We start from the raw sequence: 26,421 nt of genomic DNA, 5'->3' as shown, positions 1-26,421 counted from the left end.
GCGTCCGAAGCAAGGAGAACCACAGCGGGGTGGCACTGGCGGGCGGGTGGCACTGGTAGGAGGCTGTTTCTGGGTGGCACTGGCGGCTTGCCCGCCGGTGTTCCGGCCTGGTAGAAGGCACTGGCGGGCAAGCCGCCAGTGCCACCCGCCCGCGGGATTGAGGGATCGTCAACCACCACAAGGTGACCCCCGAGGCGGTCCCGCGGCTTACATGGATTCTTTAGGCGGCGTCGCGGGAAGGGGGTCCGATGACAGAGACCTGCCCGGAATGCGGCTCCGCTGTGCCCGAGGGCGGATCGTGCCGCGACCACTTCCACGCCCTGCTGCTGCTGGAGTCGCAGATCCCCGGCGGTCCCGGCCTGCTACCCCACTTCTACGCCGTCGCGACCTATGGTCTTCAGCATCCCAGGGCGATGAACTACACGGCCGACACCCTGATCGGACTCCGCGGGGCCGTCGCGGACGCGCTGGACGGCCGCGCGACGATCGACGAACTGAGGCGACGGGCGAGGCGTGGGGCCGAGGCGGCCGGGCGTGTCACTCGACGGAAGGGGGATGCGGAGGTCCGGTGGCGGGTCGGCGGTTGGCCCATGACGGTCGCGGACGTCCTCAAGTCGGAGCCCTGCGCCGATGCCTATGCCGAGCGGGTCACGGCCTGGGCTCGTTCCGTCCGCGAGACGCTCGATGAAGATGGCATCGACGCCTCACCTCGCGCTGCGGCGGACTCGGCCCGGGCGGGTGGCCGGGGTTCGGGTGCCACGGGTTCCGTCCGCGGAACCCGTGCCGATCGGAGGGCATGGCCACTCGGGGACTGTCCCGGGGCCTGATGGACGACCATGAGCCGGACCCCGATCCATCGCAAGCGATGCCGACGCGATGACGAACCGGGTCATGCTCATGCACTGACGTTCTCGTGTTCTCGTCGGCTGCCGTTGCTGTCGCGCGATCGGACCCGACGTTGGCTCGTCGAGGCGATCGAGGAGGCCCGATCGCGGGCGTGCTTCGACCTCTGGGCCTACGTCATCATGCCCGAGCATGCCCACCTCCTGCTGTGGCCCGGGGAGCCGACCGACCGCGTCTCGGAGATCCTCTGGCGGATCAAGCGGCCCGTGGGTCGTCGGGCGATCGCCTTCCTGGAGCGGGAGGCCCCGGATTGGCTGACGCGGCTGACGGTCATGCACGGCGACGGCACGTCCGAGCGGCGATTCTGGCAGGCGGGGGGCGGATACGACCGCAATCTCGTGGATCCGAAGACCGCGTTGCGCGTCGTCGAATCCATCCATCGCAATCCCGTCCGCCGCGGGTTGGTGGGACGCCCGGAGGATTGGGAATGGTCCAGTGCCCGCTGGTATGCCGGATTCCGGCCGGTGCCCCTGGAGATCGACCCGACCCTGCCCCGGGTGCATGATCCGTGAACGACGTGGAACGGCACGGGTTCGGTCTTCCGAACCCGTGGCACCCGAACCCCGGCCCCCGCCCGGGGGCGATCGAGACGGGCCGGCCCCAATAACATCTGGTTTGAAGCGGGGGTTAGGCACGTTTTCTGCGGATATCTCGGGAATTCCCCGGGGTCCCCGGGGCGCCTCCCCTCGGGTCGTGCCGGGCGAGGCCAATCCAATCAAGGTCTCATCCGGGAGATTCGCAAAGAAGCATACGTGAACCATCGTTCCCTTGACGATGGCTCCCGGCGGGGAGATAATAGAATATCTCTCGTCCCCTTCCCGTCGCCCGGCCCCGGCCGGTGCCCTCGGGCTGTCGGGACGCCCGGGCGTCATGCCGCCGAGCGGCATGCTCTCCATCCCGCCCGGATCACGGGCCGACCCTCCCGGCCGGCCCTCCCTCTTCGAACTCCGGAAGGTTTTTTCGACGCGATGCGCCCACCCTCACCCTGCGCGGCGAGCCCGGGGCGGTCCCCCCGGCCGCTGGGCTCGATCCTGATCGTCTCGATGTTGGTGCTGGCCGGCTGCTCGGGGGGCGACGAGCTTCCCCGGGAGGCGGTCTCCGGGGAGGTGACCCTCGGCGGGGAGCCCCTGTCCGAGGGCATGATCCAGTTCGAGCCCTCGGGCGGCCAGGCCACCGGCGGCGGGGCCGTGATCCGGGACGGCTCGTACGAGATCCCCGGGGACACCGGGCTGGTCCCGGGCTCCTACCGGGTCTCGATCTCCTCCAGTTCCGGCGGCTCGGCGGACACGTCGGCGGCCCCGGGGGCACCCGGGGCGATGATGCAGGAGCGGATCCCCGCCCGATACAACGCCCAGTCCGAGCTGGTCGCCGAGGTGACCGAGGGCGGGGACAACACCTTCGACTTCCCGCTCGAGCCGTGACCGGGGCCACTCCCGCCGCCCCCCGACCCGATCCCGAATCGAATCGAATCGGACCCTGACTGACCGGACGGCCGACCGGGACCGATCCGGATCGGCCCCGGTCGCCTCACTTCCACCCGAGGAATCGAATTCAGATGGCTCGTCATCGTCGCGGATTCACGCTGATCGAACTGCTCGTCGTCATCGCCATCATCGGCGTGCTCATCGCCCTGCTGCTGCCCGCCGTGCAGAGCGCCCGCGAGGCCGCCCGCCGGGCCCAGTGCACCAACAACCTGAAGCAGATCGGGTTGGCGATGCACAACTACCACGACTCGACCAACTCGCTGCCGCCGGGCATGAAGGGCTGCTGCTGGGGCACCTGGCTGCTGTTCACGATGCCCTACCTCGAGCAGCAGAACCTGTACAACGCCTACAATTTCGACGGCAACAACGTCATCGGCGGCGACGCCGACGGCCCCCTGCGCTACGTGGGGGACAAGAACATCACCGTCACCTCCAGCCGGGTGGCCGCCTACCTCTGCCCGAGCGACGGCACCGACAGCCGGCCGGGCTACGGCGCCCTGGGCCTGCAGGTGAGCACGCATAATTACGTGGTCAACTTCGGCAACACGAACGTGCAGCAGGGGCCGATCACGCTGGCCGGCCTGACCTACAACTTCGCCGGCGCCCCCTTCAACGACATCGGCTCGCCGCAGGCGGACATCTCCACCGGCGCGCTCCAGGGCGGGGTCAAGAGCACGCAGAACTTCGCCTCCATCCGGGACGGCCTGAGCAACACCCTGCTGACCTCGGAGCTGGTGATCGGCGAGAGCGCCACGAACGTGGACCTCCGCGGCTTCTCCTGGTGGGCCTACAGCGCGAGCTTCGTGGGCAACATCGGGCCGAACAGCACCCTGCCCGACTTGATGCAGAGCGCCGGCTACTGCAATTATCCCTTCGCGCTGAACCCCCCCTGCGCCGCCGGCACGAGCGAGACGGGCATCCAGCTGGCCGCCCGGAGCCGACACCCCGGGGGCGTGAACGTGGGGATGGGGGACGGCAGCGTCAAGTTCGTCAAGAACTCGATCAACCTGCAGATCTGGCGGGCCCTGTCGTCCTCCAAGGGCGGCGAGGTGATCAGCGCGGACCAGTTCTGATCGGCGAGGCCCGAGCCTCGGGTCGAGGGACGAGTCCTCGACCCGGGACCCTCGACTCCCGGAGCGGCCCGGTCCCCCCTGGTGGTGGCCGGGCCGTTCCCCGTTCGGGGCGGCGGCGGTCGCCCGCCGGGCGGCCCCGGGCCGAGGGCCGGATCGGGCCGGTGCGTCAGGGGATCAGGTCGTCGTCGGGGGGAGGGGCGGGGGCGGCGAGGTGCTCGGCGAGCATCCAGCGGCGGGCCTTGGCGCGATGCTCGGGGGTGATGTAGGCGGAGATCGCGGTGAGGGCGCCGGTGAGGACGGTGACGTCGTCCATCAGGCCGGCCAGGGGGATGGCGTCGACGATGGCGTCGACGGGGAAGATGAAGTAGGCCAGGGCCGCGGCGGAGACGCCCTTGACCCACCGGGGCGTGGCGGGGTCGAGCATGCAGAAATAGGCGGCGGCGACGTCCTCGGCCATGGGGAGCTTGGTGAGGAAGGCCCGGGCCTTGGCGGCGAACCCCTCCCGGACGTAGGCCTCGTTCTTCTCCTGGTCGGAGCCGACGAAGACCTCGGGGCGGATCGGCTCGGCCGGGGGAGTGACGCCGGTCTCGTCCTGGGCCTTCTTGAACCATCGGGTGAGGCGGTTGTCGGGCATCGCAGGGGGCTCGGAAACGGAGCGGCCGGAGATGGACGGATGGCGGGTGGCCGATGCGAGGGCCGTCGTCCGACGCCTCGCATCGGCCCCGGCCGGGGCCCGGCTCAGGCCCGCTGGGTGCGGGCGAAGTCGAGGGCGGACTCGGACCGGGCGAGCAGGTCGTCGACCTGGTCGGGGGACTCCAGGCCGACGACGATGCAGTCGACGAAGCCGAGGCTGAAGACGAACCGGAGCGAGGCGTCGCGGCGTTCGGGCTCCTTGAACTGGCCGTTGCCGCAGATCTTCATGCCGATGACGCCCTTGCCGGCGTCGTGCATCGCCTTGAGCTGCTCGGTGACGTCGGCGGGGTCCTGGCTGTCCATGACCGCGCCCTCGGGGTTGCACCGGGCGAGGTCGACCTCGACCCAGGGGTGCTGCGCCGAGGTCCGGAGCGGGTCCATGCCGTGGCAGCTGGTGCCGTGGGCCCGGACGAGGCCCTGGGACTTGGCCTCGCTGATGTACTCCATCGCCCCGGCGTATTCCTGTGGCCAGTCGGCGGTGGTCATGCAGTGCAAGAGCAGGGTGTCGACGTAGTCGACGCCCAGCTCCATCCGGTAGCGCTCCAGGTGGCTCTTGGCCTCCTTGTAGTCCTTGGCGTGGGTCTTGGTCTGGATGGCGTACTGGTCGCGGGGGATGCCCTCGAGCGCCGAGCGGAGGTAGGTGTGGGAGCCGTACTGGTCGGCGACGTCGAAGAAGCGGATGCCGGAGTCGAAGGCGTGGCGGATGACCCGGGTGAACTCCTTGAGGCCGAGCTTGGTCTGGTTGCTCGCCTGGTTCACGCCGTGGCTGCCGGTGCCGATGCCGATGAGCGACACCTCGATGCCGGTGTTGCCGAGCGTGACCGTGTCGGTCGGGCGCTTCGGCACGGGGTTGAGCGGCCGGGCGGCGGGGGCGGCGGCGGTCGCGTTGCGGTTCGACAGGGCGACGGCGGCCCCGGCGGCGGCGGTGCCGGCGAGGAACCCTCGGCGATGGGTCGGCGGCAGCATGGCGATCGGCCTCCGGAAAGGGCTAGCGATGGCGATCGGTTCGATCCGTCTTCGAGGGGGCCGGCACGACCCCGGCCCGGGGCGGTCGAGTCGAGTCGAAGGGAGGGGCCGGGCGATGGCCGGGCCCCGGGCCGTCATTGTATCGGCCGGATCGGGCGGCAGGCCAGGGTTGAAGGCGGATCCGAATGAATCGATCCGGGCCCGATCCGTCGTGGTCGCCGGCGAACCCCTCCGGATACAGTGGACGGGCCGAGCCGAGCCGATCGCCGAGCACCCGATCGAGGACCCAGACCATGCCAAATCCGACCGAGGCCCCGACGGCCCCCCGGAGGAGTCCCCGGCTGAGCGTCCGGGGCCTGATGCTGCTGGTCGCCGGGCTCGGCCTGGCGATGGCACTGCTCCAGTTCTGGGCGGCGAACCGAAACTCGGATCGGGCCACGCTCTCGCATCAGATGGGGGTGCTTGCCGACCGGGAGTCGGGCGCCCGGGCCCGGCTCGGGGCGATCGACGGGATGAGCTCGGCCCGGGGGCGCCAGGCCCGTCGGGCGCTCCGGCTGCTGGCCTCGACCCTGGAGGACCCCGACCCGATCATCCGGGCCTCGGCGGCCCGGATGATCGGCCGCCTGGGGAGCCAGGTCATCTCCGACGCCGGGCCGACCGGCTCGGAGACGGTCAGGCCGGCGGCCCTGGCCCTGCTCGACCGGGTCGGCGACCCGGACGGCGGGGCCTCGGCCGAGGCGATCCACGCGCTGATGCTCCTGAATCGATCCGGGCCGGAGGGGGGGCCGGTCGCCCCGGAGGAGGTCGCGGGGGACCTCCGCGAATTGCTGGAGCACGATCGCTCCCTCGACCCGTCGAGGGCGGAGGCCCGCCTCGCGGCGATGGCCGCGCTCTGCGTGCTAGAGCCGATCCGGGGCGAAGGCCCGCCCTGGCTGCTCCGGGCCCTCGACGACCCCGACCCGGCCGTCCGTCGGGCGGCGATCGAGGCGGCCCTGCAACCTCGCCCGTCCGGGCCGCCGTCGGACGACCCGCTGCCCGACGCGCCGTCCTGGCTGCTCCGGGCCCTGGACGACCAGGAGGCCGAGGTCCGCATGGCCGCCGTCTGGAGGTGTTCGACCTGGGTCGGCACCCCGGCTTATCGCCTCGAGCCGGCCTGGGGGAACCCCGACGAGGTGGCCGATGCCCTGCTCCGGGGCATGGGGGCGTGCCGGGGGGAGGAGCTGGCGTACCGGGTCGTCCACCTGGCCGCGAATCGGCCGGGGGGCGCCGACGCGTTCGCGTCGGAGATCATCCGGGGGTTCGAGGCCCGGCTTGAGGGCGACCCCCGCGACTGGCAAGCCGACCTGTCGGCGCTGGAGGCGCTGGGCCCCGCGGCCCGCCCGGCCCTGCCGATGCTCGTCCGGGCCTCCCGGATCGCCCGAGATGCCGACGAGCCGTGGCTCCGGGACTGGCTCCGGATGCGGCTGGCCGAGGTCGCCTCCGCCATCGACTTCAACTCCGAAGAGACCGCGGTGCTCTACTCCGAGGAGGCCGCGGTGCTGCTCGGCAACTGAACCGATCGGCGCCCGGCCCGCGCCCCTCGGCCGGGGCCGACGGGAGCCGATTCGACCTGGCCCGAGTCCTCGCCCGCCGGATCGATCGGACGGGCCGATCGCCGAGATCCCGATCGAGGAGCCCAAACATGTCCGATCCGACCGACACGACGCGGGCCCGTCGCCTTCGGCTTCGATGGAGCCTCCGGGCCTTGCTGGGGCTGATCGCGGTGGCGGGGCTGGGGCTCGGCCTCGGCCAGTTCTGGCTGGTCGAGCGGGATCCGGCCCGGGCCGCGATCGCCCGGGGGATTCGCACGATGGGCGAGGAGGGGTCGACCGTCATGGCCAGGCGGGCGGCCATCGCCGCGGTGCGGCCGGCGCGGGGCCGGCAGGCTCGCCGGGCCTTGGAGGCGCTGGAGGCGATGCTCGACGACCCCAACGTCAACGTCCGGGCCGAGGCGGCCTCGGCGATCGGCTCGATCGGCGGGCAGTTGCTGGCCGACTCCGACGGCCTCTCCGCCGAGGCCGTCCGCTCCTCGGCCGTCGCGATGTTCGGGATGCTCGACGATCCCGAGGAGGTCGTCTCGCAGGAGGCCGGCCATGCCCTGTCGCTGCTCCAGGCGACCGCGACCGCGATCGGGGCGCCGTCCCTGCTCGCCGGGGACCTCCTGCCGGAGGCGCTGACCGTCGTCGGGAGCACGCATTACGCGGTCGTCGAGCAAGACGATGGGTGGCCGTGGATGGGGGCGCTGGGACTCGCCTACCAACTGCTGAAGGACGACCCCGGCGCGATGGGACGATGCCTCGAACTGGCGGCCTCGGGCGAGGACGACGCGACCCGGTTGGGGGCGATCCTGGCCCTGGGCGAACCGGGGTGGCATGTCATCCCGCCGGCAGGCGGGAGGGGCGGGATGGTCGTGGGATCGGCCGGCCGCTGGAGGACCAGCGACGAGCAGGCGCGTTTCTTCGCCGACTTGCTCGCGACCAACCCGCCGGGTGACCGGCGGGCGATCCTCCACGTCCTCTCGGAGATCGACCGTTCGAGCCCGGTCGCCGGGGCCGTCCTCGGGGAGGTCGCCGCGGTGGCCGACGACCCGGACCCGAGGGTCCGGGCCGCCGTCAGCCGGATGCTCCGTAGCCGCCCGGTGGAGGCGAAGCCGATGGCGCCGAGGCTCCTCGGGGCGGCCCGGGCCGAGGTCGAGCGGGGGGACGACCTTACAATCGCCTGGTGCCTGCTGTCGATCGGCCCGGATTCCCCGGCCGCCGAGGAGCTGCGGTCGATGCTCGTCGAGGCCCTGCGCGAGCTGGAGGACGGGGAGCAACGCGTGGAGATCGGCGGCGTGCTGTTGGCCCACGGCTTCGTCTCCCCGGCGGCGCTCGGCCCGGTGCTGGATGGCCTGCGGAGGGCCGGCGAGGAGGAGGCCGACGATCCGGGGCGGGCGCCGATCGCCTGCGAGCTGCTGCTCCGGCTCGCCCCCGATTCGGCCGAGGCCGGGGCGTTGCGGCCGGCGCTGGAGGCGGCGATCGGCCGGCCGATCGCGGACGACCGCCGGGCGCTGCTCCGGGCGGTGCTGGAGGTCGGCCCTGAGTCGACCTTCCCGCTGGATCCGGAGGCGATCGGCGCCTCGGTCGGGCCGATGCCGTTACCATGATCGGATGAGAGGTCGAGGCCATGTTCACGGGATTGGTTGAAGTCCTTGGGCGGGTCGATCGCGTGGTCGAGGAGGAGGTCGGGCGCCGATTCGCGCTCCGATGGCCGGGGCTCGACCCGGGGGAGCCGATGGCGATGGGGGAGAGCGTGGCCGTGAACGGCTGCTGCCTGACGGTGGTCGCCCTCGACGGCGAGGCGTTCGAGGTCCAGGCCGGGCCGGAGACGCTGCTGCGGACGAATTTGGGGAGCCTGGAGGCCGGGGACGCGGTGAACCTGGAGCGGTCGCTCCGGGTGGGGGACCGCCTGGGGGGGCACTTCGTCCAGGGGCACGTGGACGCGACGGCCGAGCTGGTCGAGCGTCGTCCCGAGGGGGAGTGGGACTTCCTCCGCTTCCGAATCGACCCGAGGTGGACGCCGCTGATGGTCGAGAAGGGCTCGATCGCCGTCGACGGGGTGAGCCTGACGCTGGTGGACGTGGGGGGGGACTGGTTCTCGATCATGCTGATCCCGCATACGCTGGCGGTCACCACGCTGGGGACCCGGCGGGCGGGGGACCGGGTGAACATCGAGGCGGATATGCTGGCGAAGCATGTGCAGAAGCTGGTGGGAGGGGGATAGGGGAGGGGATCTCACGCAGAGGCGCAGAGAAGAGAGAGAGGAGAGAGATGAGGGAGGATGTGGTGTCGGGGGAGGTTATGGATGCGGCGTATCGGATCCATACGGCGCCGGGGCTGGGGTTGATGGAGTCGGTGTCTGAGGCGACGATGGCGTATGAGCTGAGGGCTCGGGGGCTGGAGGTGGAGACGCAGAAGGTGATCCCGTGGTCTCCGGCGGGGTGAAGCTGGAGCTGGGGTTCCGGGGGGAACTGATCGTCGATCGGTTGGTGCCCGCCGAGTTGAAATCGACCGAGGATCTGTCTCTGGGCCACAGGAAGCAAGTTCTCACGCATCTGAGACTGACCGGACTCCGGCTCGGCCACTCGATCAATTTCAATGTCCACCTGATCAAGGAGGGTCTCCATCGCGTTGCGAACAACCTCGATTAACCATCTCTTCTCCTCTCCCCCTTCTCCGCGCCCCTGCGCCTCTGCGTGAGATCCCGTTCCCATGACCACCCCCCGCCAGACGTTGACCTACCTTCGCCACCTGTTCGACCACCGGGGCATCCGGCCGAACCGGCGGTACGGCCAGAATTTCCTGATCGACCTGAACACGCACGACCTGATCGCCCGGTCGGCCGAGATCGGACCGGAGGACGTGATCCTGGAGGTGGGGCCGGGGGCCGGGGCGTTGACGACCCTGATGGCCGAGAAGGCGTCGGCGGTGGTGACGGTCGAGATCGACCCGGCGATGGCGAGGCTGACGAGGGAGGCGACCTCGGGCCTGCCGAATGTCCGGGTCCTCCAGATGGACGCGCTGGCGCGCAAGCACGAGATCAACCCGGAGGTGCTGGACAACCTGCGGGCCGGGCTGGCGGTGGCGCCCGACCGGAGGCTGAAGCTGGTGGCGAACCTGCCCTACAACGTCGCCACCCCCATCATCGGCAACCTGCTGGTGCACCCGGAGCTGTGCCCGGGCCTGATTGTCGTCACCATCCAGCGCGAGCTGGCCGATCGGATGCTCGCCGAGCCGCACTCGGAGGCGTACGGGGCCCTGTCGGTGACGGTGCAGGCGCTGGCCGACGCGGAACTCGTCCGCATCCTCTCGCCCAAGGTCTTCTGGCCGAGGCCGAAGGTGGAGTCGGCCATCATCAAGATCACGCCGAACGCCGGGAAGCGGGCGGCGATCCCGGACCTGCCCTGGTTCCACGACGTGGTCCGTCGCGTGTTCACGCTCCGGCGCAAGAACCTGAGGGTCGTTCTCTACAGCCTCTGGAGGCATCACTGGAGCGGCAAGCCGCAGGTCGATGCGCTGCTGGAGTCGATCGACCTGACCGGGGACGTGAGGGCCGAGGCCCTGAACGTGCAGGAGTTCATCGATCTGGCCGAGGCCCTCCGCACCCGCCTCGGCCCCTCGGCGCTCGAGCTGCCCGACCCGGACGACACCGGCTCCCCGGAGTACGACTACCACCCCGACGACGAGGGTGACGGAGACGGCGACGGGGGCGGCGACGGCCCCGATGGGGGCTGTGACGGCGGGGGAGGGGGCGAGGGATGAGCCGCCCGCCGGGCGTCGGACGGGTTTGATGAGCGAATGGAGATTGTTTCCTCAGGTTGCGTTTCCTGTCGGCTCCCCGGCCGGGATCGCGTCTCTCCTGGTGTGCGAGGCGCCGATCGTTGAGGCGCCGGAACGGAGGGCCGCCGCCCGGTCGGGCGAGGCCCCGCGGTGGGAAGACGAACCAGGAGGTGACTCCAATGATGAAGAATACGCTCACGAATAAGATTGTTCCTGCGGCCCTGCTCGCGGTCGTGGCACTCGGCGGGGTCGGCGCGGCCGATGCGGCCCCGATGCTCGGCGACGGCCCGGCGGCCCGGGGCCACCGGACGGGCGACGTCTCGATCCTGCCGTTCCCGAGGCCGGGGCACGGGCACGGCCACGGGCCGGGGCACGGGCACGGGCACGGGAAGCGGTTCTGCCAACGACACCGGAGCGTCTCGTGCGGCTGCTTCGGCGGCCCGGTCGTCATCGTCACCCCCGGGTTCGGGTATCAGCCGGGGTTCGGCTATACCCCCGGGTTCGGCTATACCCCCGGGTTCGGGTACACGCCGGGCTTCGGGGCGTTCGGCCCGCAGCGGGGCAAGGTCGGTCACATCAACCAGGGGTTCTCGAACCCGTTCGGGAACACGATCGGGATCAACCGGCCGAATCGATTCCCCCGGTGACCGGCAGCCTGGGAAGATCTGAGCCGGGCCGGAGCGGGCCCGGCCGACCGCCGCCGGGACCGGCGGGCCTCCGAGACCGGGGGCCCGCCGGTCCCGGCGGCGGTCGTGTTGATGGCGGATGCTGGATCGCGGATGAACGAGGGGGGACGGCGGGGGGCCGGGGCCGGAGGGGACGGGGCGGCCACGCACCGGGGCGGCCCGAACCGGTATGATGATCGGCCGGGACGGGAGGGGATCGATCGGCGGGCGGTGGGGGAGGGGAGGCGTGGCGCTGGACCTGGGGGGCGGGAGGCGGCTGGTGCTGGCCGTCGGCGAGGAGGGGTGGTTCTGGCTGGTCGCGGGGGCGGCTGCGGCGGGGCTGCTGCTGGCGCTGTCCCGGTACGAGCGGGGGCTGGTCCCTAGGTCGGTCGGCCGGGTGCTGCTGGCGTTGCGGCTGGCGGCGGCGGCGGCGCTGGTGGTGGCGATGCTGGAGCCGGTCGCCCGCCGGTCCTGGGCCGAGCAGGTGGTCGGCCGGGTGGTCGTGGGGGTCGACCTGTCGGGCAGCATGGAGACGGTCGACGACCGCCGGCCGGGGGAGGAGCAAGAGCGACTCCGGACGGCCGAGGGGCTCGCGCCGGAGGGGGACGGGCATGGGGGGGAGCCGGCCCGGAGGGCGGGGATCTCGGCCCGGATCCTCCGGGGCCCGGCGCTTGCAGAGCTGGCCCGGGAGCACGAGCTGGAGGCGATCGGCTTCGCCCGGGCGGCCTCGTCGGGGAGCGTCTCGGACCTGGCCGGGGCGCTGGACCGGGGAGAGGCGCCCGGGGACGGGCTGGCGACCGACTGGGGGCCGGTGCTGGATCGGGCGATCGGTTCGGAGGGGGCGGCTCCGGTGCTGGGCGTGGTGCTGCTGACCGACGGCCGGCGCAACGCCCCGGGAGGGGGCGAGGACTCCCGGGCGGGCGAGCTGGCGAGGCGGGGCGTGCCGGTCTTCCCGGTGCTGGTCGGCTCGACGGTGCCGCCGAGGGACGCGGCGGTGTCGGCGATCCGGGCGCCGGCGTCGGCCTTCGCCGGGGACACGGCGGCGGTGCTCGTGGAGGTGAAGGCCGACGGGTATGACCCCGGGGCCGAGATCCCCGTGACGCTGGAGGTGCCGGGTTCGGACACCCTCCGCGAGGTGGTCCGGGCCGGGCCGGACGGGGTCCGGGCCGTCGCCGCCTTCCGGGTGCCGATGGACCGGGCGGGGGCGGTGGAGCTGGTCGCCGGGGTCGAGCCGCCGGGGGGATCGGACGGGAGGCCGGAGAACGACCGGAGGTCGGCGATCGTCCGGGTGGGGGACGAGCCGGCGCGGGTCTTGCTGGTCGACGGCGAGGCCCGGTGGGAGTTCCGCTACCTGAGGAACGCGCTGGAGCGGGACCGGAGGGTCGACCTGGATGCCGTGCTGCTCGCCCCGCCGCCGCCGTCGGAGGGGTCGGAGCCGACGTATGCGAGCACCTTGCCGGGGGACTCGGGAGAGGGCTCGAGGTCGGACGGACCGGACCCGATCAATGCGTACGACGTGATCATCCTCGGAGATGTTCCCCCCGGTCTGGCCCCCCCGGATCTGTGGGATCGGCTCGACGCGTTCGTCTCCGAGCGGGGGGGGACGCTGGTCATCGCCGCCGGGCCGAGGGGATGGCCGGGGGGGTGGTCGGGGGTCGAGTCGGCGAGGGCGATGCTGCCGGTGCTCGACCCGAGGGCGGTGGCGGTCGATCGGTCGGCGGTCGACCCGAGTCGGGCCGCGATCCCGCCCGGGGTGGCGGTGGTGCCGGGGGACTCGGCCGGGGAGAGCCCGGGGGACTGGCCGATGCTCCAGTTCGCCGCCGACCCGGGGCGGAGCCGGGCGGCCTGGGAGGGGCTCGCGCCGCTGGGATGGGCCCTGGCGGGGAGGGCCAAGCCGGGGGCCTCGGCCTTGGTGGTGGTCGACGAGGGATCGGGGGAGGATGGGGGCGCCTCGGGCGTAGTGGTCGCGGCGCAGCCGTTCGGGCTGGGGAAGGTGCTCTGGGTGGGGACCGACGGCACCTGGCGGTGGCGGCTGAGGGTGGGGGACGCCTACCACCACCGTTTCTGGGGCCAGGTGGTCCGTTGGGCGGCCGAGGGGCCGACGGCCGGGGGCAATCGGCTCGTCCGGTTCGGGCCGGATCGCCCGGAGCTGCCGGAGGGCGTGCCGGTCTCGCTCCGGGCCGAGTTCTCGGAGGAGGCGCCGGGGGTCTCTCCCGAGCTGATCGCCGCCGCCCGGATCTTCGAGGAGGGGGGAGACGGGACCCCGGATCGGGACGGCCGGGAGCCGGTCGCGCTGGTGCCGCTGCGGGCCTCCCCCGACCGGCCGAGGACCTTCGAGGCGTCGGCCCCCCACTTGCCCTCGGGGCGGTACGTGGCGGTGCTCGACGTGCCCGAGCTGGCCGGTGTGCTGGAGGAGGCAGGGCTCTCGGCCCCCGAGGCGAGCTTCGAGGTCTCCCCGGAGGAGACGGACGAGCTGGTCGAGCTGGCCGCCGACCGCGACGCCCTGGACCGGCTGGCCTCGATCACCGGGGGCCGGGTGGTCCGGGACTTCGAGGCCGGGCTGCTGCCCGCCCTCATCGCCCCCCGGGCCGTGGAGGAGACCCGCACCGCCGAGGTGCCGCTCTGGGACACGCCCGCCGGCCTGCTCGCCTTCTTCGGCCTGATGGCGGCCGAGTGGATCGTCCGCAAGCGGGCCGGACTGCCCTGAGGCCGGATCAGCGGGCGGTCGGGGTGGGGCCTGCCGTCGCCGTCGCCGTTTCCTTCGGCTCGGGGAGGAGCCGGATCGAGGTCACCCAGAGGCTGAAGGGAGCCTCGTCGCCGGGGACGGGGGCGTACTCGGGCCTCCGGGGGCGGCAGGCGCCGTCGCTGGAGAGGACGAGGGCGTGGATCCCCTCCGGCAGGGAGATCGGCGGGCTGAGCAGGGTGGAGGCGGACTCGGGGCGGACCTCCCAGCGGGCGAGGACGCGGCCTCCGGACTCGAGCCGGACGAGCCGGGGCTCCAGGTAGGAGGAGGCGGCCAGCTCCAGGCGGAGGGGGAGGCCGGGGGTCGGGTTGTAGGCGAGGATCTCGGCGTCCTGCTCGGCGATCGCCGCCGGGGCGCCGAGCCGGATGAGCCGCTCCCGCCAGCCCGATCGGCAGAGCGCCACGGGGCGGGAGGGCGGGGGGAGGCGTCGGGGGTCGAGGACGACGACCTGCCCGTCCTCGTCGACGATCGCAGCGGCCAGGCGTTCCCGGGCCCGGAGCAGGGCCGGGGGGGGCGGGGAGCCGTCCCAGGTCCATTTGTGCATCACGATGAAATCGTATCGGTGTGCGTGGATCCAGAGCCAGGTGAGGTCCTCGAACCGGGCGCCCTGGACGGGGGGGAGGGGGATGGGGCCGGGATCGTCGGCGAGGTAACCGGGGTCGGCCAGCAGGGTGTAGAAGAAGGGGGACGAGGCGAGGATCCGGGCCGTGAAGCGTCGGTTCTCGACGCCGGGGTTGCCGGCGGAGGTGGTCAGGCCGTGTTGGGACTGCCAGTAGGCCAGGGTCGACTCGTAGCGGAGGAAGTCGAAGCCGGAGCCCGTCGGGTGGATCTCGCAGATCCGGGCGTCGGGGGCCCGGACGGCAAGCCGGGCGTAGGCCGGGGGGAGGTCGGGCAGGGCCCGGGAGGGGAAGGGGACGCTGGAGAGGTCGGCGAGGGCCAGCAGCGGCAGCCCGACCGCGAGGGCGAGCCGACGGGGCCGGGACCTCACGCGGTCGAGCAGGGCGGCCGTCGTCCCCCCCGCCAGGACCGCCGCGCAGGCCGCGCCGAGGAAGCCGAACCGTGCCGGGACCCGCATCGCCCGGAAGCCGGGCAGGTGGTCCCAGAGCCAGGAGCCCGGCAGCGGGATCCGGGTCGAGCCGATCGTCGTATGCGGTCCCATCGACAGGACGACGAGCATCCCCAGGCAGGCCCAGAGGAACCCCGAGTGCCGGAACCGGACCCGCCCGACGGCCCCGAGGCCGAGCAGGCCGAGGGTGACGGCGCCGAGGTAGATCGACTCCCGCTCGACCACCCCGGGGGTGCTCCAGAACGGCGGCACGACCAGGGCGGTCAGCCGGTTGGCCGGGGGGGGGATGACGTAGCCCCAGGGGATCGCCCGGAACTGCTCGAAGTGGGCCCGGGAGCGGCCCATGGGGACCCCTTGCCAGGCGGCCCAGAGCTGCGTGGGCGCCGCCAGGGGCAGGCTGAGGAGCACGATTGCCGAGAACCCGATGAGCCATCGCCATCTCGGCCGGAGCCAGGCCGCGCCGCCCCGCCCGCCGCCCCGGGTCGCCTCGACGGCCGCGAACAGGGCGGCGGGGAAGGCGCTCATGAACGCATAATAGGGCGAGCCGAGCGCCAGCAGCAGGAAGGCGCCGTTGGCCGCCGCGAGCCGGCCGGCCGAGGGGCGTTCGACCAGCCTCATCCAGCCGAGCAGGAACAGCGGGAAGCCGCCGAGCGAGAGCAGCTCCGTCCCCCCCGACTGGGCGGCGAAGACCATCGGCCCGCACAGCATCGCCAGCAGGCCGGCCAGGGCCGAGGGGACCGGGCGCCTGAGCAGGTGCCAGGCCAGCAGGAATGTGGCGAACCCGGTGAAGACGGCCTGGATCAGCAGGATCAGGTTATACGCAAGCACGTCCCCCGCCCCCATCCCCGCAAGGACGAGGTAGAGGATCGACTGCAGGAGCAGCGGCGAGTACAGCCCCAGCGGCGAGCCGACCGGCGCCTGGAGCACCGGTGAGACGAACGGGGACCGGCCCCCGAGCAGGCAGTCCCGATACCACCGCATGGTCCAGAGGTGCTGGAGCGGGTCGGTGAGGTCGGCCACCGCCAGGGCCGACCGGCCTTGCAGCGTGGAGGGGTAGGAGGCGACCAGCGCCGCCAGGGTATAGGCCGCCAGCAGGCCGATCACGAATCGGGGGCGCAGCCGGTCCGGCGGGGTCGGGGCCTGATCGGCCATCGAGCAGCTCCTCCGATGCCGAGACGTCCGGCGGGCGAGACGGTCGGCCGGGTCCGGGTCGATCCGCCTCGGCGATCTATACCCCGTCCCGGGGGCCGGGGGAACCCCAGCATCGGCCCCGACCCGGCGGTCTCGGCCGCGGAGTCGTTCGTGGCCGGGCCCCGGAGGGGAGATCGGCCGGGCGACCGGGAACGCGGTCATCCGCCCGGTCCTTCGCGTTGATCGGGACCGACGCGGTTCGGGAGGACTTGCGTCGGTCCACCTCCACCTTGACCCCGTGTTGTCTACTTCGTTAGATTTACTGCGGTAGACGATCGCCGGGTCCGGGGGGAACGCGATGAGCGAGGCTCAATTCGGTCGGATGCAACACCGGATCATGCGAGTGATCTGGGAGCGGGGGCGCGTCAGCGCCCGAGACATCACCGAGGCCCTCAACCGGGACGAGCCGGTCGCCCACAGCACCGTCCAGACGCTGCTGCGGCAGCTGGAGGGCAAGGGGGCGATCGGGCACGAGGCCCGGGGCAGGACGTTCGTCTTCTTCCCCCTCGTCGAGGAGGATCGCGTCAGGAGGGGAGCCACCCGAGACCTGCTCGACCGCGTCTTCGGCGGCCGGGCCGGCGACCTGGTCGCGCACCTGCTCAGGACCGAGCGTCTCTCGGAGGCGGAGCTGGACGAGCTTCGGAGGTTGATCGACCGACGACGCAAGGGTTGAGGAGGCGGGACGATGACCTGGCAGACGATCTCGGGAGGCGCGGTCCTCGCGTCGGAATTCGCCCTGAACTGGCTGATCCAGTCGACCGTGCTGCTGGCCATCGGGCTGGCCGCCGGCCGGCTCCTGCGTCCCGCCGGGGCGGCCGTGCAGTCGGCCTCCTACCGAGCGACGCTCGCCGCCGTGCTCGCGTCCCCGCTGGCCTCGGCGGCGCTGCTCGGGGCGGGGATCGATGGCGTCCGGATCCGGCTCGCCGCGGCCGAGCCCCCTGAGGTCGCCCCGGTCCCGCCCCCCCCGGCCGTCGGATCGGCCCCCGGGGAGACCTCCGGGCCCGTGCCCGTCGGTGGCCCGCGTCGGCCTGGCCCTTCGTCCGACGCGGGGACGGTGGCCCGGTCCCCGTCGGCGCGGCCCGAAGTTGGGATCGAGTGGCGGTCGCTCGCGGGTGCCGCCGACGCGGCGGTGTCGCCCGAGGCCGACGCCGGCCCGGCCGGAGGAGGGCCGAGGGTCGCGTGGTCGAGGGCGGACGTCGGGTCCATCGCGCTGCCGATCGGCGTCGTCTGGCTCGCGGGGACGCTGGCCCTGCTGGTGCGGCTGCTCGTCGGTCATCGCCGCCTGGCCCGGCTCCGAGGCCGGGCGTCCCGGGTCGAGCCCGAGGTCGAGGAGCTCGCCCGAGGACTCGCCCGGGCCCTCGGGGTGGCCCTGCCCGGGATCCTGCGGAGCCCGTACCTGGCCAGCCCCTGCCTCTGCGGGCTCCGGCGTCCGGCGATCCTCCTGCCCGAAGGCGAGGACGACCCTCGCGAGGCGATCGTCCACGAGCTTGCCCACCTGGCCCGCCGGGACGTCTCCTGGAACCTCCTGCGCCAGCTCGCCGGCGCCCTGCTCTGGGTGCACCCGCTGATCTGGGCGCTCTCGCGGCGCATCGAGGCGACGGCCGAGGAGGTCTGCGACGACGTCGTGGTCGCCCTCGGTGCCGACCGCTCCCGATACGCCGGCCTGCTGCTGGAGATCGCCGAGCGGTCGCTCCCGCCGGCCTCCCCGGTGCTCGTGGGGGTCATCGCATCGCGGTCGTCGCTGGGACGGCGCGTGCGGCGGATCCTCGACGCCTCCCGGCCGCTCTCCACCGGCGTCGGTGCCCGGGCCCTGGCCGCGACGGCGGTGCTCGGCCTGGCCGGCACGCTGATGGCCGGCCTGTTGGGCGTCGGGGGGTCCGCCATGACGGCAGGCGCCATGCCGAGGCCCGGGGCCCAGGCCGACGACGACGGCGAGGCCGGGGATCCCTTCAAGTTCAACCTGACGGTCGTCGGGCCGGCGGGCGCCCCCGTGCCCGGGGTGGGCCTCGATGTCCGCACGTCCCCGGCCCCGACCGCCGACGCGATCTCTCGGGGCGAGTTCGTCCGGGTCGGCAATTACGGGATCCTGGCGAAGGCCGACGACCACGGCCGGTTCACCGTCACGCTCCCCGGCCGCCCCGACCGCTTCAGCATCGGCATCCATGAGCCCGGATACGGGCCGTTCTCGGCCAGTTGGAGTGCCTCGGAGCATCCCCGGGAGATCCCCGGGGAGTTCGTCGCCGAGCTGGACGAGGGCTGGGCCGTCGGCGGCGTGGTCGTCGACCCCGAGGGCGAGCCGATCGAAGGGGTCGAGGTCCATCCCAGCATCGAATACAAGAAGCGGCCGGGCGACACCGGCCAGCTCGCCATCGGGACGCGGATCAGGACCGATGCCGAGGGCCGATGGCGCTTCGAGAGCGTCCCGGCGTCGATGGGAGACGTCTTCGTCAGCCTCGATCATCCCGACTACGCCCCCCTGCGCCTCTCGCTGCCCCGAGACGGGTTCGGGGTGGCCCGGGGAGAGGCGCCCGACTCCCGGATCGAGCTGCGTCGGGGCCTCACCGTGACGGGGACGGTGACCGACGACTCGGGCGAGCCGATCGCCGGCGCGCTCGTGAGGACGGAGTTCGTCAACGAGATCCGGGAGGCGAGGACGGACGATCGGGGCGTCTATCGCCTGGAGGGCTGCGAGCCGATGATGGCCCGGGTCGTCGTCTCGGCCGAGGGCCGGGCGATGGACCTGAAGGAGGTGCGGGTCTCCCCCGAGATGGGGCCCGTGGACTTCTCGATGCGGCCGGGCGGCACGATCCGCGTCCGGGTCGTCGACGAGCAGGGCATCGGCATCCCCCGGGCCCGGATCATGGCCCAGCGCTGGCGAGGCCCGGTCGACTACTTCGAGTTCGATCACGTCGACGAGTACACGAATGACCAGGGCGTCTGGGAGTGGCACGAAGCTCCCCTCGACGAGATCCAGGCCGACATCTACCGGCCAGGCGGGATGAGCCTCTCGAAGCGATCGCTGGTCGCCCGGGAGGAGGAGTACGTCTTCTCGCCTCCCCGGGCACTGGTCGTCTCCGGCCGCGTCGTCGACGCGGGGACGAAGGAGCCGATCGCGTCGTTCCGGGTCACGCCGGGGCTGCGAAACAGTGACCCGAGGATCAGAGAGAACTGGATCCCCCACGAGCGCTACGAGGCATCGGACGGGGAGTACCGCGTCCGCTTCTCGCACGACTACCCCGCCCACCTGGTCCGCATCGAGGCCGACGGCTATCGCGTCGCGGTCTCGCGAGACATCCTGTCGGACGAGGGGGACGTCGTCGTCGACTTCGAGCTCGAACCCGCCGAGGACATCGCCGCGACCATCCTCACGGCCGACGGCGGGCCGGCGAGCCTCGCCGAGGTCGCCCTCGGCGAGGCCGGCTCCCAGATCAACGTCACCCAGGGGGCGATCGACGACGGTTCGACCTACGCGATCCGGCTCCAGGCGGACGAAGGCGGTCGGTTCCGCCTGCCGGCGCGGGACGAGCCGTTCCAGGTCGTGATCACCCACCCGGCCGGCTTCGCGCACCTGAAGTCGGAAGGCGGCCGGATCCCGGATCGGGTCACGCTGACTCGCTGGGCCCGGGTCGAGGGGACCTTCCGCGTCGGGCCCGAACCGGCGCCGAACGTCGTCCTCTGGCTGAACACCGAGGGGATCCATTCCTACGGCGACGGCGTCCCGAACATCTTCACGCATCACGAGGCGACGACGGGAGCGGGCGGCCGGTTCGCCTTCGAGCGTGCCTTCCCGGGCCGGGGATGGATCGGCCGCAACATCCTGCTGACGGTCGACGACGGGGCGACCGAGGTCACCTCGTCGAGGATGTCGCCGGTCGAGCTCGTTGCCGGGGAGGCCGAACGGCTCGACCTCGGCGGGACGGGACGCCCGGTCGTCGGCACGCTCGAGGCCCCGGCCGGGCGGGCCGAACCGGTCCTCTGGAGCTTCGCCCTCGTGGACGTGCGTCTGGATCTCGCGGTGCCGCCCCCCCCGCCGGAGCCTCCGGCGGCGGTGCGGGACGATCCCGGTCTCCACAAGGAGTGGTGGGACTCCTGGAGGTCGAGCGAGGAGGGCAAGCGATGGGCCGCCGCCCGAGAGGCGTCCGACCGGCATCGGATGAGCTCGCCGTACTTCATGGCGACCGTCGCTCGGGATGGGTCCTTCCGCATCGATGACGTCCCCGAGGGGGACTATGTCCTGAGCGTCCGGTTCAACGACCATGAAGCCGGTCGCATCTCGGGGCGCCCCTTCTCGGTGCCCCCGGATGGTCGGGGAGGTCTCGACGGGCCGATCGACCTCGGAACCTTGAAGCTGGGCCCTTGAGGTTCGATGGCCACGGGGGCGGGAGCATCGCGGCCCGTCGTCCGCCCGGCCCGGGCGCCGGAGGGCCCGGGCCCTCAGGGCTCGAAGGGCAGGGTGCGGGCGAGCCGGAAGCCGTAGCCGGGGCAGACGTAGCCGGGGCGGTCCCCGGTGCGGGAGGCGGAGCGGAGGTCGGGCGCGGTGTCCCGGAAGGAGCCGCCCCGGAGGACTCGGCCGACGTCGTCGGAGAGGGGGGAGGGGCGGAGGAGGTCGGGCACGGCGTCCCCCTCGGCCGGGGGGAACTCCTCGGCGTAGGGGGCGTCGCACCACTCGGAGGCGTTGCCGAGCAGGTCGAAGACCCCCAGGTCGTTGGGCTTGAGCGAGCCGACCGGGTGGAGCTGCCGATCGGCGTTGGTGATCGACCAGGCGTAGTGTTCGAGCCTCGGGTCGGAGCCGCCGAAGGGGCGGGAGGCGGCGGAGCCGGCCCGGCAGGCGTACTCCCACTCGGCCTCGGTGGGCAGGCGGTAGCCGAGCCGGTCGAGGTGGTCGTCGGGCAGGGTCATGCCGGGCCCGACGGGCTCGGGGTAGCACCACTGGTCCTCGGGGAGCCCTTCCAATTGGCTGGCCCAATTGCAGAACCGGGCGGCGTCGTACCAGGAGACGGCGGCGGCGGGGCAGTCCCCGGTGGGGGCCTCCCGGAGCGTGGAGGGGTCCCGGTGCTCGGGCAGCTCGGGGTGGTTGCGGAGGAACGCGGCGAACTCGGCGGCGGTCACCTCCCGGGAGGCGAGGGCGAAGGACCGGTCGATGAGCCGGGTGTGGGCCGCCTCGTCGTCGGCGCGGTCGGGGTCGGTTTGCAGGGTGGAGCCCATCCGGAACTCGACCGGGCCCCGAACGACCACGAAGGTGAGCAGGCCGTGCGGGGTGACGTACCAGCCCCGGCCCCCGGCCGGCCCGGGGGAGGCGAGCTGGAGGTTGAGGGCGTCGACCGCCCCGCCGAGCCCCCATCGGCGGCGTAGCAGCCACCCGATCGCCGAGTGGAGGCCGGGATCCGGGTCGTTGGCGTACCAGTCGAGCAGCCGACGGGCCAGGGGATCTCGGAGGCGGTCGGGCAGGGCGTCCTCGGGGTAGGAGCCGAGGGGGAGGACGGCCCGGACCAACCCGGCATCCTCGGAGGAGAGGACTCCCCGGTCGATCAGGAGCCGGTCCAGCGGCCGGGACCGGTCGACGAGCCAGGCGTCGAGCGCCTGCCCGATCGCCTGGCGGCCGGCGAGGCCGAGCTGGAGGGCGACGACGGCGAACAGCAGGCCCCGCTCCTCGAGTTCCGGTCGCATGGGCGTCCCCCGATCCCCGGTCGGGCCGGGGGACGGCCCGGCCCGCTACTTCGGAGTCTAGGCGAAGGGGAGGCGGATGGGATCGTCGCCCGCCCCGGCGGGGGGCCGGCGAGGCCGGGGGCGCGCGGCTTGCATGTATGTCCTCGGACCAGCACATCACCGGAGACGGATCGGTCCGCGTGGCCCGGGGTCGCGCCCGACCCCGGAGCAGGAGGAGGGACGACTTCGATGAATCGGCACCTGAGGACTCGACTCGCGATCGGGGCGGCGCTGGCCGCCTGGGCGTCGGCCGGGCCGTCGTCGACGACGACGGCCGAGGGGGCCCCGGCCGTCTCCGCCTCGACCCTCGCCTCGGCGGCGGTCGGCCAGGGCAGGGACTTCTGGGAGGACCGCTTCAACGCCATGCAAGACATCTGGGGGACGCCCTACGTGCCCCTCGGCTACTACTACGACCGCGCCCGGGGGCTCCCCCCCCGACCGGCCCCCGTCGCCCCCGGCGTGATCGCCGATCGGCCGGTCTACCCGTACGGCGGCCTCGCCGGCCGGCGGGGCCACGGCTACGGCCACGGCTTCGGCAATCACGGACACGGCTATGGCTACGGCCCGGTCGGCGGCTATGGCCACGGCGGCTATGGCTACGGCCCGGTCGGCGGCTATGGCCACGGCGGATATGGCTATGGCCCGGTCGGCGGCTTCGGGTACGGGCCGGGATATCTGACGCGGCCGTACCCGGCCCACGGCTCCCCGTACGGCGGCTTCTACGGGTGGTGATCGGGCGAGGCGGGGGAGCGGGGGCGTCGGCCCGGGAGGCCCGGTCGGAGGCGACCGGGCCGGCGGGGAAGGGCCGAGTCCCGGTCGGCTCATTCCTGGGCGTCGGGGCCCCGGGCCTGGTCGGGGTAGCCGTGGACCTGTTCACGGGGGGCGTCCCGCCCCGGGGCCGGCTCGCCGGGGCGGCCGATGGTCGCCTCGTCGTGTCCCCGGCCGACGGGGGGCTCGATCCCCTCGTCCCCGGTGGTGGCGTCCTCGCGTCGGAGCGGCTGCTGGCCGTAGCCGAAGGCGTCGTCGCTGGTGTCGTCGGGTTCTCTCGGATCGTGGGCCACGGTGGTCCTCCGGGTTCGGGATGCGGGACGCCCGCTGCGCTGCGATCCGCCCGGGTAAGCGGACCCCCGGCACGGGCCGGGGCGCCGGGACGATTACGGGGCACACCGCGTGCCGCCGGGGCCGATCCGCCCCGACGGCGCGAGGATCCCGGGGAAAACCGCCGCGGATCGGCCGATCGAGGGCCCTCGGCACGCCGAGTGCCGCGATCCGGATGGGCGGCCACCTCACCGATCCCCGCCCCCGATCGAATCGAATCGAGTCCACCCGATTGGGATCGATCCGATCGGCCGATCGACCGGACGATCGTCCGGGCCATCAGGGTCCCGATGGAGAACGACACTCTCATGTTGCGCACGACGCTCGCATTCGCCTCGGCGGCGCTGATCACCGCCTTCGCCTTCTCCCCCTCCCAGGGGCAGGAGGGCGCCCAGGGCGGGGAGCCCGGGGCCGTCCAGGAGAAGGGCCAGGGCCGAGGCCGGCTGGCCGGCACCTGGAAAATCGCCTCGGGCAAGCACGGTCAGGAGGAGATCCCGGAGGACCGGCTCGGCGGCCGGGTGGTCATCGAGCCGGGCAAGATGACCGTCTACGACACCGAGGACTCGGAGCTTTACGTCATCGAGTTCGAGGCCGAGAACCGGGGCCAGGCCCAGCAGGCCAACACCCAGGGCCGCCCCGGCGGGGGCCGCCGGATCACGATGAAGACCGTCCGGTCCTCCCGGGAGGAGGCCGTCGGCTCGACCGCCAGGGGCCTGATCCGGATGGAGGAGGGCAGGCTCATGCTGATCTACGAGACGGGTGAGGGCGACAACTTCCCCGGCGGCTTCGAGCCCGAGGGAGACTCCCAGAACATGTTCGTCCTGGAGCGGGCCGAGGAGGCCGAGGCCGCCGAGCAGCCCGAGGCCAAGCCCGAGGAGGAGCCCCAGCCCAAGGAAGAACCCAAGGAGGAGCCCCAGCCCGAGGAGGAGCCCCAGCCCAAGGAGGAGCCCCAGCCCAAGGAGGAGCCCGACGCCGGGTCGCCGTCCCGGCGCTGAGGCGGGGGGCATCGCCTCGGACCCCTCCCGCCGGCGACGGCCGGCGGGAGGGAGGGAGGGGCCTCGGCCCCGAGCAATCTGGCCCGAGGGCCGAGGGCCGAGGGCCGGATTCAGGCCGATCGGGCCCGGCGGCGGCGGGCCAGCAGGACGACGAGACCCGAGGCGCCGACGGCCCCCAGGAGCAGGCTCGACGGCTCGGGGACCGGGGAGAAGAACCCGCGGATCTCCCCGGCCGGGAAGTCCGAGGTGTGGATGTTGAAGTAGGCCTGGCCGCTCGCCAGGTACCCGGCCAGGGCCGCCGCGGCGCCCTCCGCCGTCCCGCCGCCGAAGTTGTTCAGGAAGCCGGCGGTGTAGTTGGCCGAATCGCCCAGGTCGAGGGTGTTGTCGTACACGCCGCTGGTCACGCCGGAGGGGAAGCCGGTGAGGGTCCCCGGCTGCACGGCGACGCCGACGGTGCCGGCGAAGGCCTCCGCCGTCGGGGCATGGATGTGGGCCACGGTCGTCCCGGCGGTCAGGCCCTCGAACGAGGCCTCGATGCGGAGGAAGTCGGTGTCGAGGTCGAGCGTCACGACCGCCCGGCCCGTCCCCGGCGAGGCGTTCGGCGGCTCCTCATTGGGGCCGCTCAGGGTCGCCACGAAGACGATCGGGTCCGCGGCCGCCCCCCCGGCGAGGCCGAGCAGGGCGACCGCCAGTGCCGTTACGATGAAGATGCGATTCATTGGGAGTGGTTCCAGACGGGGAAGAAAACGGGTGTCCGATGCGAAGATGCATCGAACCGGCCGACTCTAAACCGGGGCCGATCCCGCCTCAAGCGCGAAATCCGGCGGCCCGGGGCGCCATCGAGCCCCGGCAGGATTCCCGGTAGAATGGGGCCCTCAGGCACCCCCGTCCGTCCGTCCGGACCGATCCAGGAGCCCGAGCCATGACCCGAACGCGACGCCCCCTCGCCCGCCGGATCGCCGTCGCCGTCGTGCTGGCCCTCTCGGCGACGACGATCCCCCGTCCGTCCCCGGCCTCGGCCGATTCGGGGGGCGACCCCGACGGCTCCCGGGACCTCGCCGAGGCCGGCCGGCTCCCCGAGGGGGACGGCCTGGCCGCCGGGTTCGTCGCCGACCGGGGCGTCGCCGGGCACCCCGACGTGGTCTTCGCCGACGACTTCGAGGCCGACGCCCGGATCGGCTCGACCTGGGACGAGACCCGGGACGACCACGGCAAGGTGCTCTCGATCGTCGACGAGTCGGCCGAGGACCCCCGGGTCGGCTCGAAGTCCCTGAAGGTGACCGCCCGGCTGGGGGAGAACACCGGGGGAGGCCTGACCACCTGGTTCGAGTCGAGCGAGGTCCTCTTCATCCGGTTCCTGGTGAAGTTCGACCCGGACTGCGACTACGTGCACCACTTCGTCACCCTCCGGGCCAACCGGGGGCTCACCGGCCGGGACCGCTGGACCGGCTTCGGGGGCGCGGGGGTGAAGCCGAAGGGGCACGAACGGTTCTCGACCGCCATCGAGCCCTGGGGGGACTGGGGCAAGAACCCCCCGCCCGGCGAATGGAATTTCTACAGCTACTGGCACGAGATGGAGGCCAGCCCCGACGGCAAGTTCTGGGGCAACGCGTTCCGCCCCGCCGAGCAGCCGGGCATCCCGAGGGGGGATTGGATCTGCGTCGAGTTCATGCTCAAGCACAACACGCCGGGCATGGCCGACGGGGAGCAGGCGTACTGGATCGACGGCGAACTCCGGGGCCACTGGGGCGGGATCAACTGGCGGGACGACCCCGGGCTGACGGCCAACGCCCTGACCCTGGAGAGCTACGTCACCGACCGCTGGACCGAGAACCCGGTCAACGTCGTCCTGTTCGACGACGTGGTGATCGCCCGGTCCTACGTGGGCCCCCCGGGGCTCCCCTGATCGGGGCCGGGCGAGGATCGCCGGGCGGCCCGCTCCCGATCCTTCTGGATGGCGACCACGAACTGGTCGAGCTTGCCGAGGAACCGGGAGCGGTCGGCCTTGGCGAACGGGGAGGGCCCGCCGCCGTACTGGCCGGCCTGGCGGAGCTGGTCGAGCAGGGCCCGGGTGGCGAGGGCCTCGCCGATCGAGTCCTCGTGGAAGGGGTAGCCCTTGGGGCCGAGGGCCCGGGCCCCGGCCTTCAACGAGCGGTCGGCCAGGGGGATGTCGGCCGTGACGACGAGGTCCCCGGGGCCGACCTGCTCGGCGATCCAGTCGTCGGCCACCTCGAAGCCCCCCCGGACCACCACCAGCTCGATCGAATCGTCCGGCGGCACCCGGAGCGGGGCATTGGCCACCACGAAGACCTTCTCCCCGTGGCGCCGGGCGACCCGGTAGACCTCTTCCTTGACCGGGCAGGCATCGGCGTCGACGTAGATGGCCATGCGGGGGGCTCCGGGGGGACGGGGGGACGAGGGGCGGTCGACGCCCCTGCATCCGGCGGGCCGCCGGGGGCACCCCCGGGCCGACCGTCGGGG

24 protein-coding genes are annotated in these 26,421 nt (G+C 73.0%); 17 read left to right on the top strand and 7 right to left on the bottom strand.

Annotation, left to right across the window (positions count from 1 at the left end; all coding sequences use genetic code 11):
• Positions 1-248: 248 nt before the first annotated feature.
• The 4 genes from ElP_RS33325 (at position 249) to ElP_RS33310 (ending at position 3,460) form a co-directional block, all read left to right on the top strand.
• Complete coding sequence (locus tag ElP_RS33325; protein WP_145277693.1) at positions 249-827, top strand: DUF5946 family protein; 579 nt, start codon at positions 249-251, stop codon at positions 825-827.
• A 9-nt stretch (positions 828-836) separates the two neighbouring features.
• Positions 837-1,415, top strand: a complete 579-nt coding sequence (locus ElP_RS33320) for an REP-associated tyrosine transposase (RefSeq protein ID WP_145277691.1) — start codon at positions 837-839, stop codon at positions 1,413-1,415.
• A gap of 456 nt (positions 1,416-1,871) precedes the next feature.
• Positions 1,872-2,324 (top strand): hypothetical protein, encoded by a 453-nt coding sequence (locus ElP_RS33315; RefSeq protein WP_145277689.1) that lies wholly within the window; start codon positions 1,872-1,874, stop codon positions 2,322-2,324.
• Positions 2,325-2,458: 134 nt separating this feature from the next.
• Positions 2,459-3,460 (top strand): DUF1559 domain-containing protein, encoded by a 1,002-nt coding sequence (locus ElP_RS33310; RefSeq protein WP_145277687.1) that lies wholly within the window; start codon positions 2,459-2,461, stop codon positions 3,458-3,460.
• A gap of 166 nt (positions 3,461-3,626) precedes the next feature.
• Here ElP_RS33310 and ElP_RS33305 read toward each other — a convergent pair whose 3' ends face one another.
• Complete coding sequence (locus ElP_RS33305; RefSeq protein WP_145277685.1) at positions 3,627-4,094, bottom strand: YkvA family protein; 468 nt, start codon at positions 4,092-4,094, stop codon at positions 3,627-3,629.
• Between the two features lie 104 nt (positions 4,095-4,198).
• Complete coding sequence (locus ElP_RS33300; RefSeq protein WP_231749354.1) at positions 4,199-5,119, bottom strand: aldo/keto reductase; 921 nt, start codon at positions 5,117-5,119, stop codon at positions 4,199-4,201.
• 293 nt (positions 5,120-5,412) lie between these two features.
• Here ElP_RS33300 and ElP_RS33295 point away from each other — a divergent pair, with 293 nt between their 5' ends.
• From ElP_RS33295 to ElP_RS33265, 8 genes are all read left to right on the top strand, one after another.
• Positions 5,413-6,672 carry a HEAT repeat domain-containing protein gene (locus ElP_RS33295; RefSeq protein ID WP_197446565.1) on the top strand — a complete coding sequence of 420 codons (1,260 nt, stop codon included), beginning with the start codon at positions 5,413-5,415 and terminating at the stop codon, positions 6,670-6,672.
• Between the two features lie 128 nt (positions 6,673-6,800).
• On the top strand, positions 6,801-8,303 hold the full coding sequence (locus ElP_RS33290) for a HEAT repeat domain-containing protein (protein WP_145277680.1): 1,503 nt from the start codon (positions 6,801-6,803) through the stop codon (positions 8,301-8,303).
• Positions 8,304-8,323: 20 nt separating this feature from the next.
• Positions 8,324-8,920, top strand: a complete 597-nt coding sequence (locus tag ElP_RS33285) for a riboflavin synthase (RefSeq protein WP_145277678.1) — start codon at positions 8,324-8,326, stop codon at positions 8,918-8,920.
• Between the two features lie 62 nt (positions 8,921-8,982).
• Complete coding sequence (locus ElP_RS41470) at positions 8,983-9,141, top strand: GxxExxY protein (RefSeq protein WP_197446564.1); 159 nt, start codon at positions 8,983-8,985, stop codon at positions 9,139-9,141.
• The gene (locus ElP_RS41465; protein ID WP_197446563.1) at positions 9,138-9,347 is read left to right on the top strand and encodes a GxxExxY protein; all 210 of its coding nucleotides are present in this window, start codon (positions 9,138-9,140) and stop codon (positions 9,345-9,347) included. The genes ElP_RS41470 and ElP_RS41465 overlap by 4 nt, the downstream gene beginning before the upstream one ends.
• Positions 9,348-9,408: 61 nt before the next feature.
• Positions 9,409-10,458: a 16S rRNA (adenine(1518)-N(6)/adenine(1519)-N(6))-dimethyltransferase RsmA gene (gene rsmA, locus ElP_RS33275; protein ID WP_145277676.1), complete on the top strand. Its 1,050-nt coding sequence runs from the start codon at positions 9,409-9,411 to the stop codon at positions 10,456-10,458.
• 197 nt (positions 10,459-10,655) lie between these two features.
• Positions 10,656-11,123 (top strand): hypothetical protein, encoded by a 468-nt coding sequence (locus tag ElP_RS33270; protein ID WP_197446562.1) that lies wholly within the window; start codon positions 10,656-10,658, stop codon positions 11,121-11,123.
• A gap of 265 nt (positions 11,124-11,388) precedes the next feature.
• Positions 11,389-13,848: a vWA domain-containing protein gene (locus ElP_RS33265; RefSeq protein WP_145277674.1), complete on the top strand. Its 2,460-nt coding sequence runs from the start codon at positions 11,389-11,391 to the stop codon at positions 13,846-13,848.
• Between the two features lie 7 nt (positions 13,849-13,855).
• On the opposite strand, the gene ElP_RS33260 is transcribed toward ElP_RS33265, so the two are convergent.
• Positions 13,856-16,102 carry a hypothetical protein gene (locus ElP_RS33260; protein WP_145277672.1) on the bottom strand — a complete coding sequence of 749 codons (2,247 nt, stop codon included), beginning with the start codon at positions 16,100-16,102 and terminating at the stop codon, positions 13,856-13,858.
• 337 nt (positions 16,103-16,439) lie between these two features.
• On the opposite strand from ElP_RS33260, the gene ElP_RS33255 reads away from it, so the two are divergent.
• Together ElP_RS33255 and ElP_RS33250 are read left to right on the top strand one after the other, a co-directional pair.
• Complete coding sequence (locus ElP_RS33255; protein WP_145277669.1) at positions 16,440-16,814, top strand: BlaI/MecI/CopY family transcriptional regulator; 375 nt, start codon at positions 16,440-16,442, stop codon at positions 16,812-16,814.
• Positions 16,815-16,826: 12 nt separating this feature from the next.
• On the top strand, positions 16,827-20,501 hold the full coding sequence (locus tag ElP_RS33250; protein ID WP_145277667.1) for a M56 family metallopeptidase: 3,675 nt from the start codon (positions 16,827-16,829) through the stop codon (positions 20,499-20,501).
• A gap of 74 nt (positions 20,502-20,575) precedes the next feature.
• On the opposite strand, the gene ElP_RS33245 is transcribed toward ElP_RS33250, so the two are convergent.
• The gene (locus tag ElP_RS33245) at positions 20,576-21,808 is read right to left on the bottom strand and encodes a formylglycine-generating enzyme family protein (RefSeq protein WP_145277665.1); all 1,233 of its coding nucleotides are present in this window, start codon (positions 21,806-21,808) and stop codon (positions 20,576-20,578) included.
• A gap of 228 nt (positions 21,809-22,036) precedes the next feature.
• Between ElP_RS33245 and ElP_RS38985 the strand changes: the two genes are divergently transcribed.
• Positions 22,037-22,579, top strand: coding sequence for a hypothetical protein (locus ElP_RS38985; RefSeq protein ID WP_197446560.1), 543 nt, complete (start codon positions 22,037-22,039; stop codon positions 22,577-22,579).
• Between the two features lie 89 nt (positions 22,580-22,668).
• On the opposite strand, the gene ElP_RS33235 is transcribed toward ElP_RS38985, so the two are convergent.
• Complete coding sequence (locus ElP_RS33235) at positions 22,669-22,908, bottom strand: hypothetical protein (RefSeq protein WP_145277662.1); 240 nt, start codon at positions 22,906-22,908, stop codon at positions 22,669-22,671.
• A 345-nt stretch (positions 22,909-23,253) separates the two neighbouring features.
• Between ElP_RS33235 and ElP_RS33230 the strand changes: the two genes are divergently transcribed.
• A complete protein-coding gene (locus ElP_RS33230; protein ID WP_145277660.1) occupies positions 23,254-23,940 on the top strand; it encodes a hypothetical protein in 687 nt (228 codons plus the stop codon).
• 110 nt (positions 23,941-24,050) lie between these two features.
• On the opposite strand, the gene ElP_RS33225 is transcribed toward ElP_RS33230, so the two are convergent.
• Positions 24,051-24,659, bottom strand: a complete 609-nt coding sequence (locus ElP_RS33225) for a CHRD domain-containing protein (RefSeq protein WP_145277658.1) — start codon at positions 24,657-24,659, stop codon at positions 24,051-24,053.
• Between the two features lie 203 nt (positions 24,660-24,862).
• Here ElP_RS33225 and ElP_RS33220 point away from each other — a divergent pair, with 203 nt between their 5' ends.
• Positions 24,863-25,846 carry a hypothetical protein gene (locus ElP_RS33220; RefSeq protein WP_145277657.1) on the top strand — a complete coding sequence of 328 codons (984 nt, stop codon included), beginning with the start codon at positions 24,863-24,865 and terminating at the stop codon, positions 25,844-25,846.
• Here the strand turns inward: ElP_RS33220 and ElP_RS33215 are convergent.
• Entirely contained in the window at positions 25,819-26,328 is a 510-nt protein-coding gene (locus ElP_RS33215) for a YaiI/YqxD family protein (RefSeq protein ID WP_145277655.1), read from the bottom strand. The genes ElP_RS33220 and ElP_RS33215 overlap by 28 nt on opposite strands.
• Between the last annotated feature and the right edge of the window lie 93 nt (positions 26,329-26,421).

Origin of the sequence: Tautonia plasticadhaerens (assembly GCF_007752535.1) — a bacterium.
Lineage (GTDB): Bacteria > Planctomycetota > Planctomycetia > Isosphaerales > Isosphaeraceae > Tautonia > Tautonia plasticadhaerens.
Note: the sequence above shows the minus strand (reverse complement) of the source record. Positions and strands in the feature narration are given on the sequence as shown.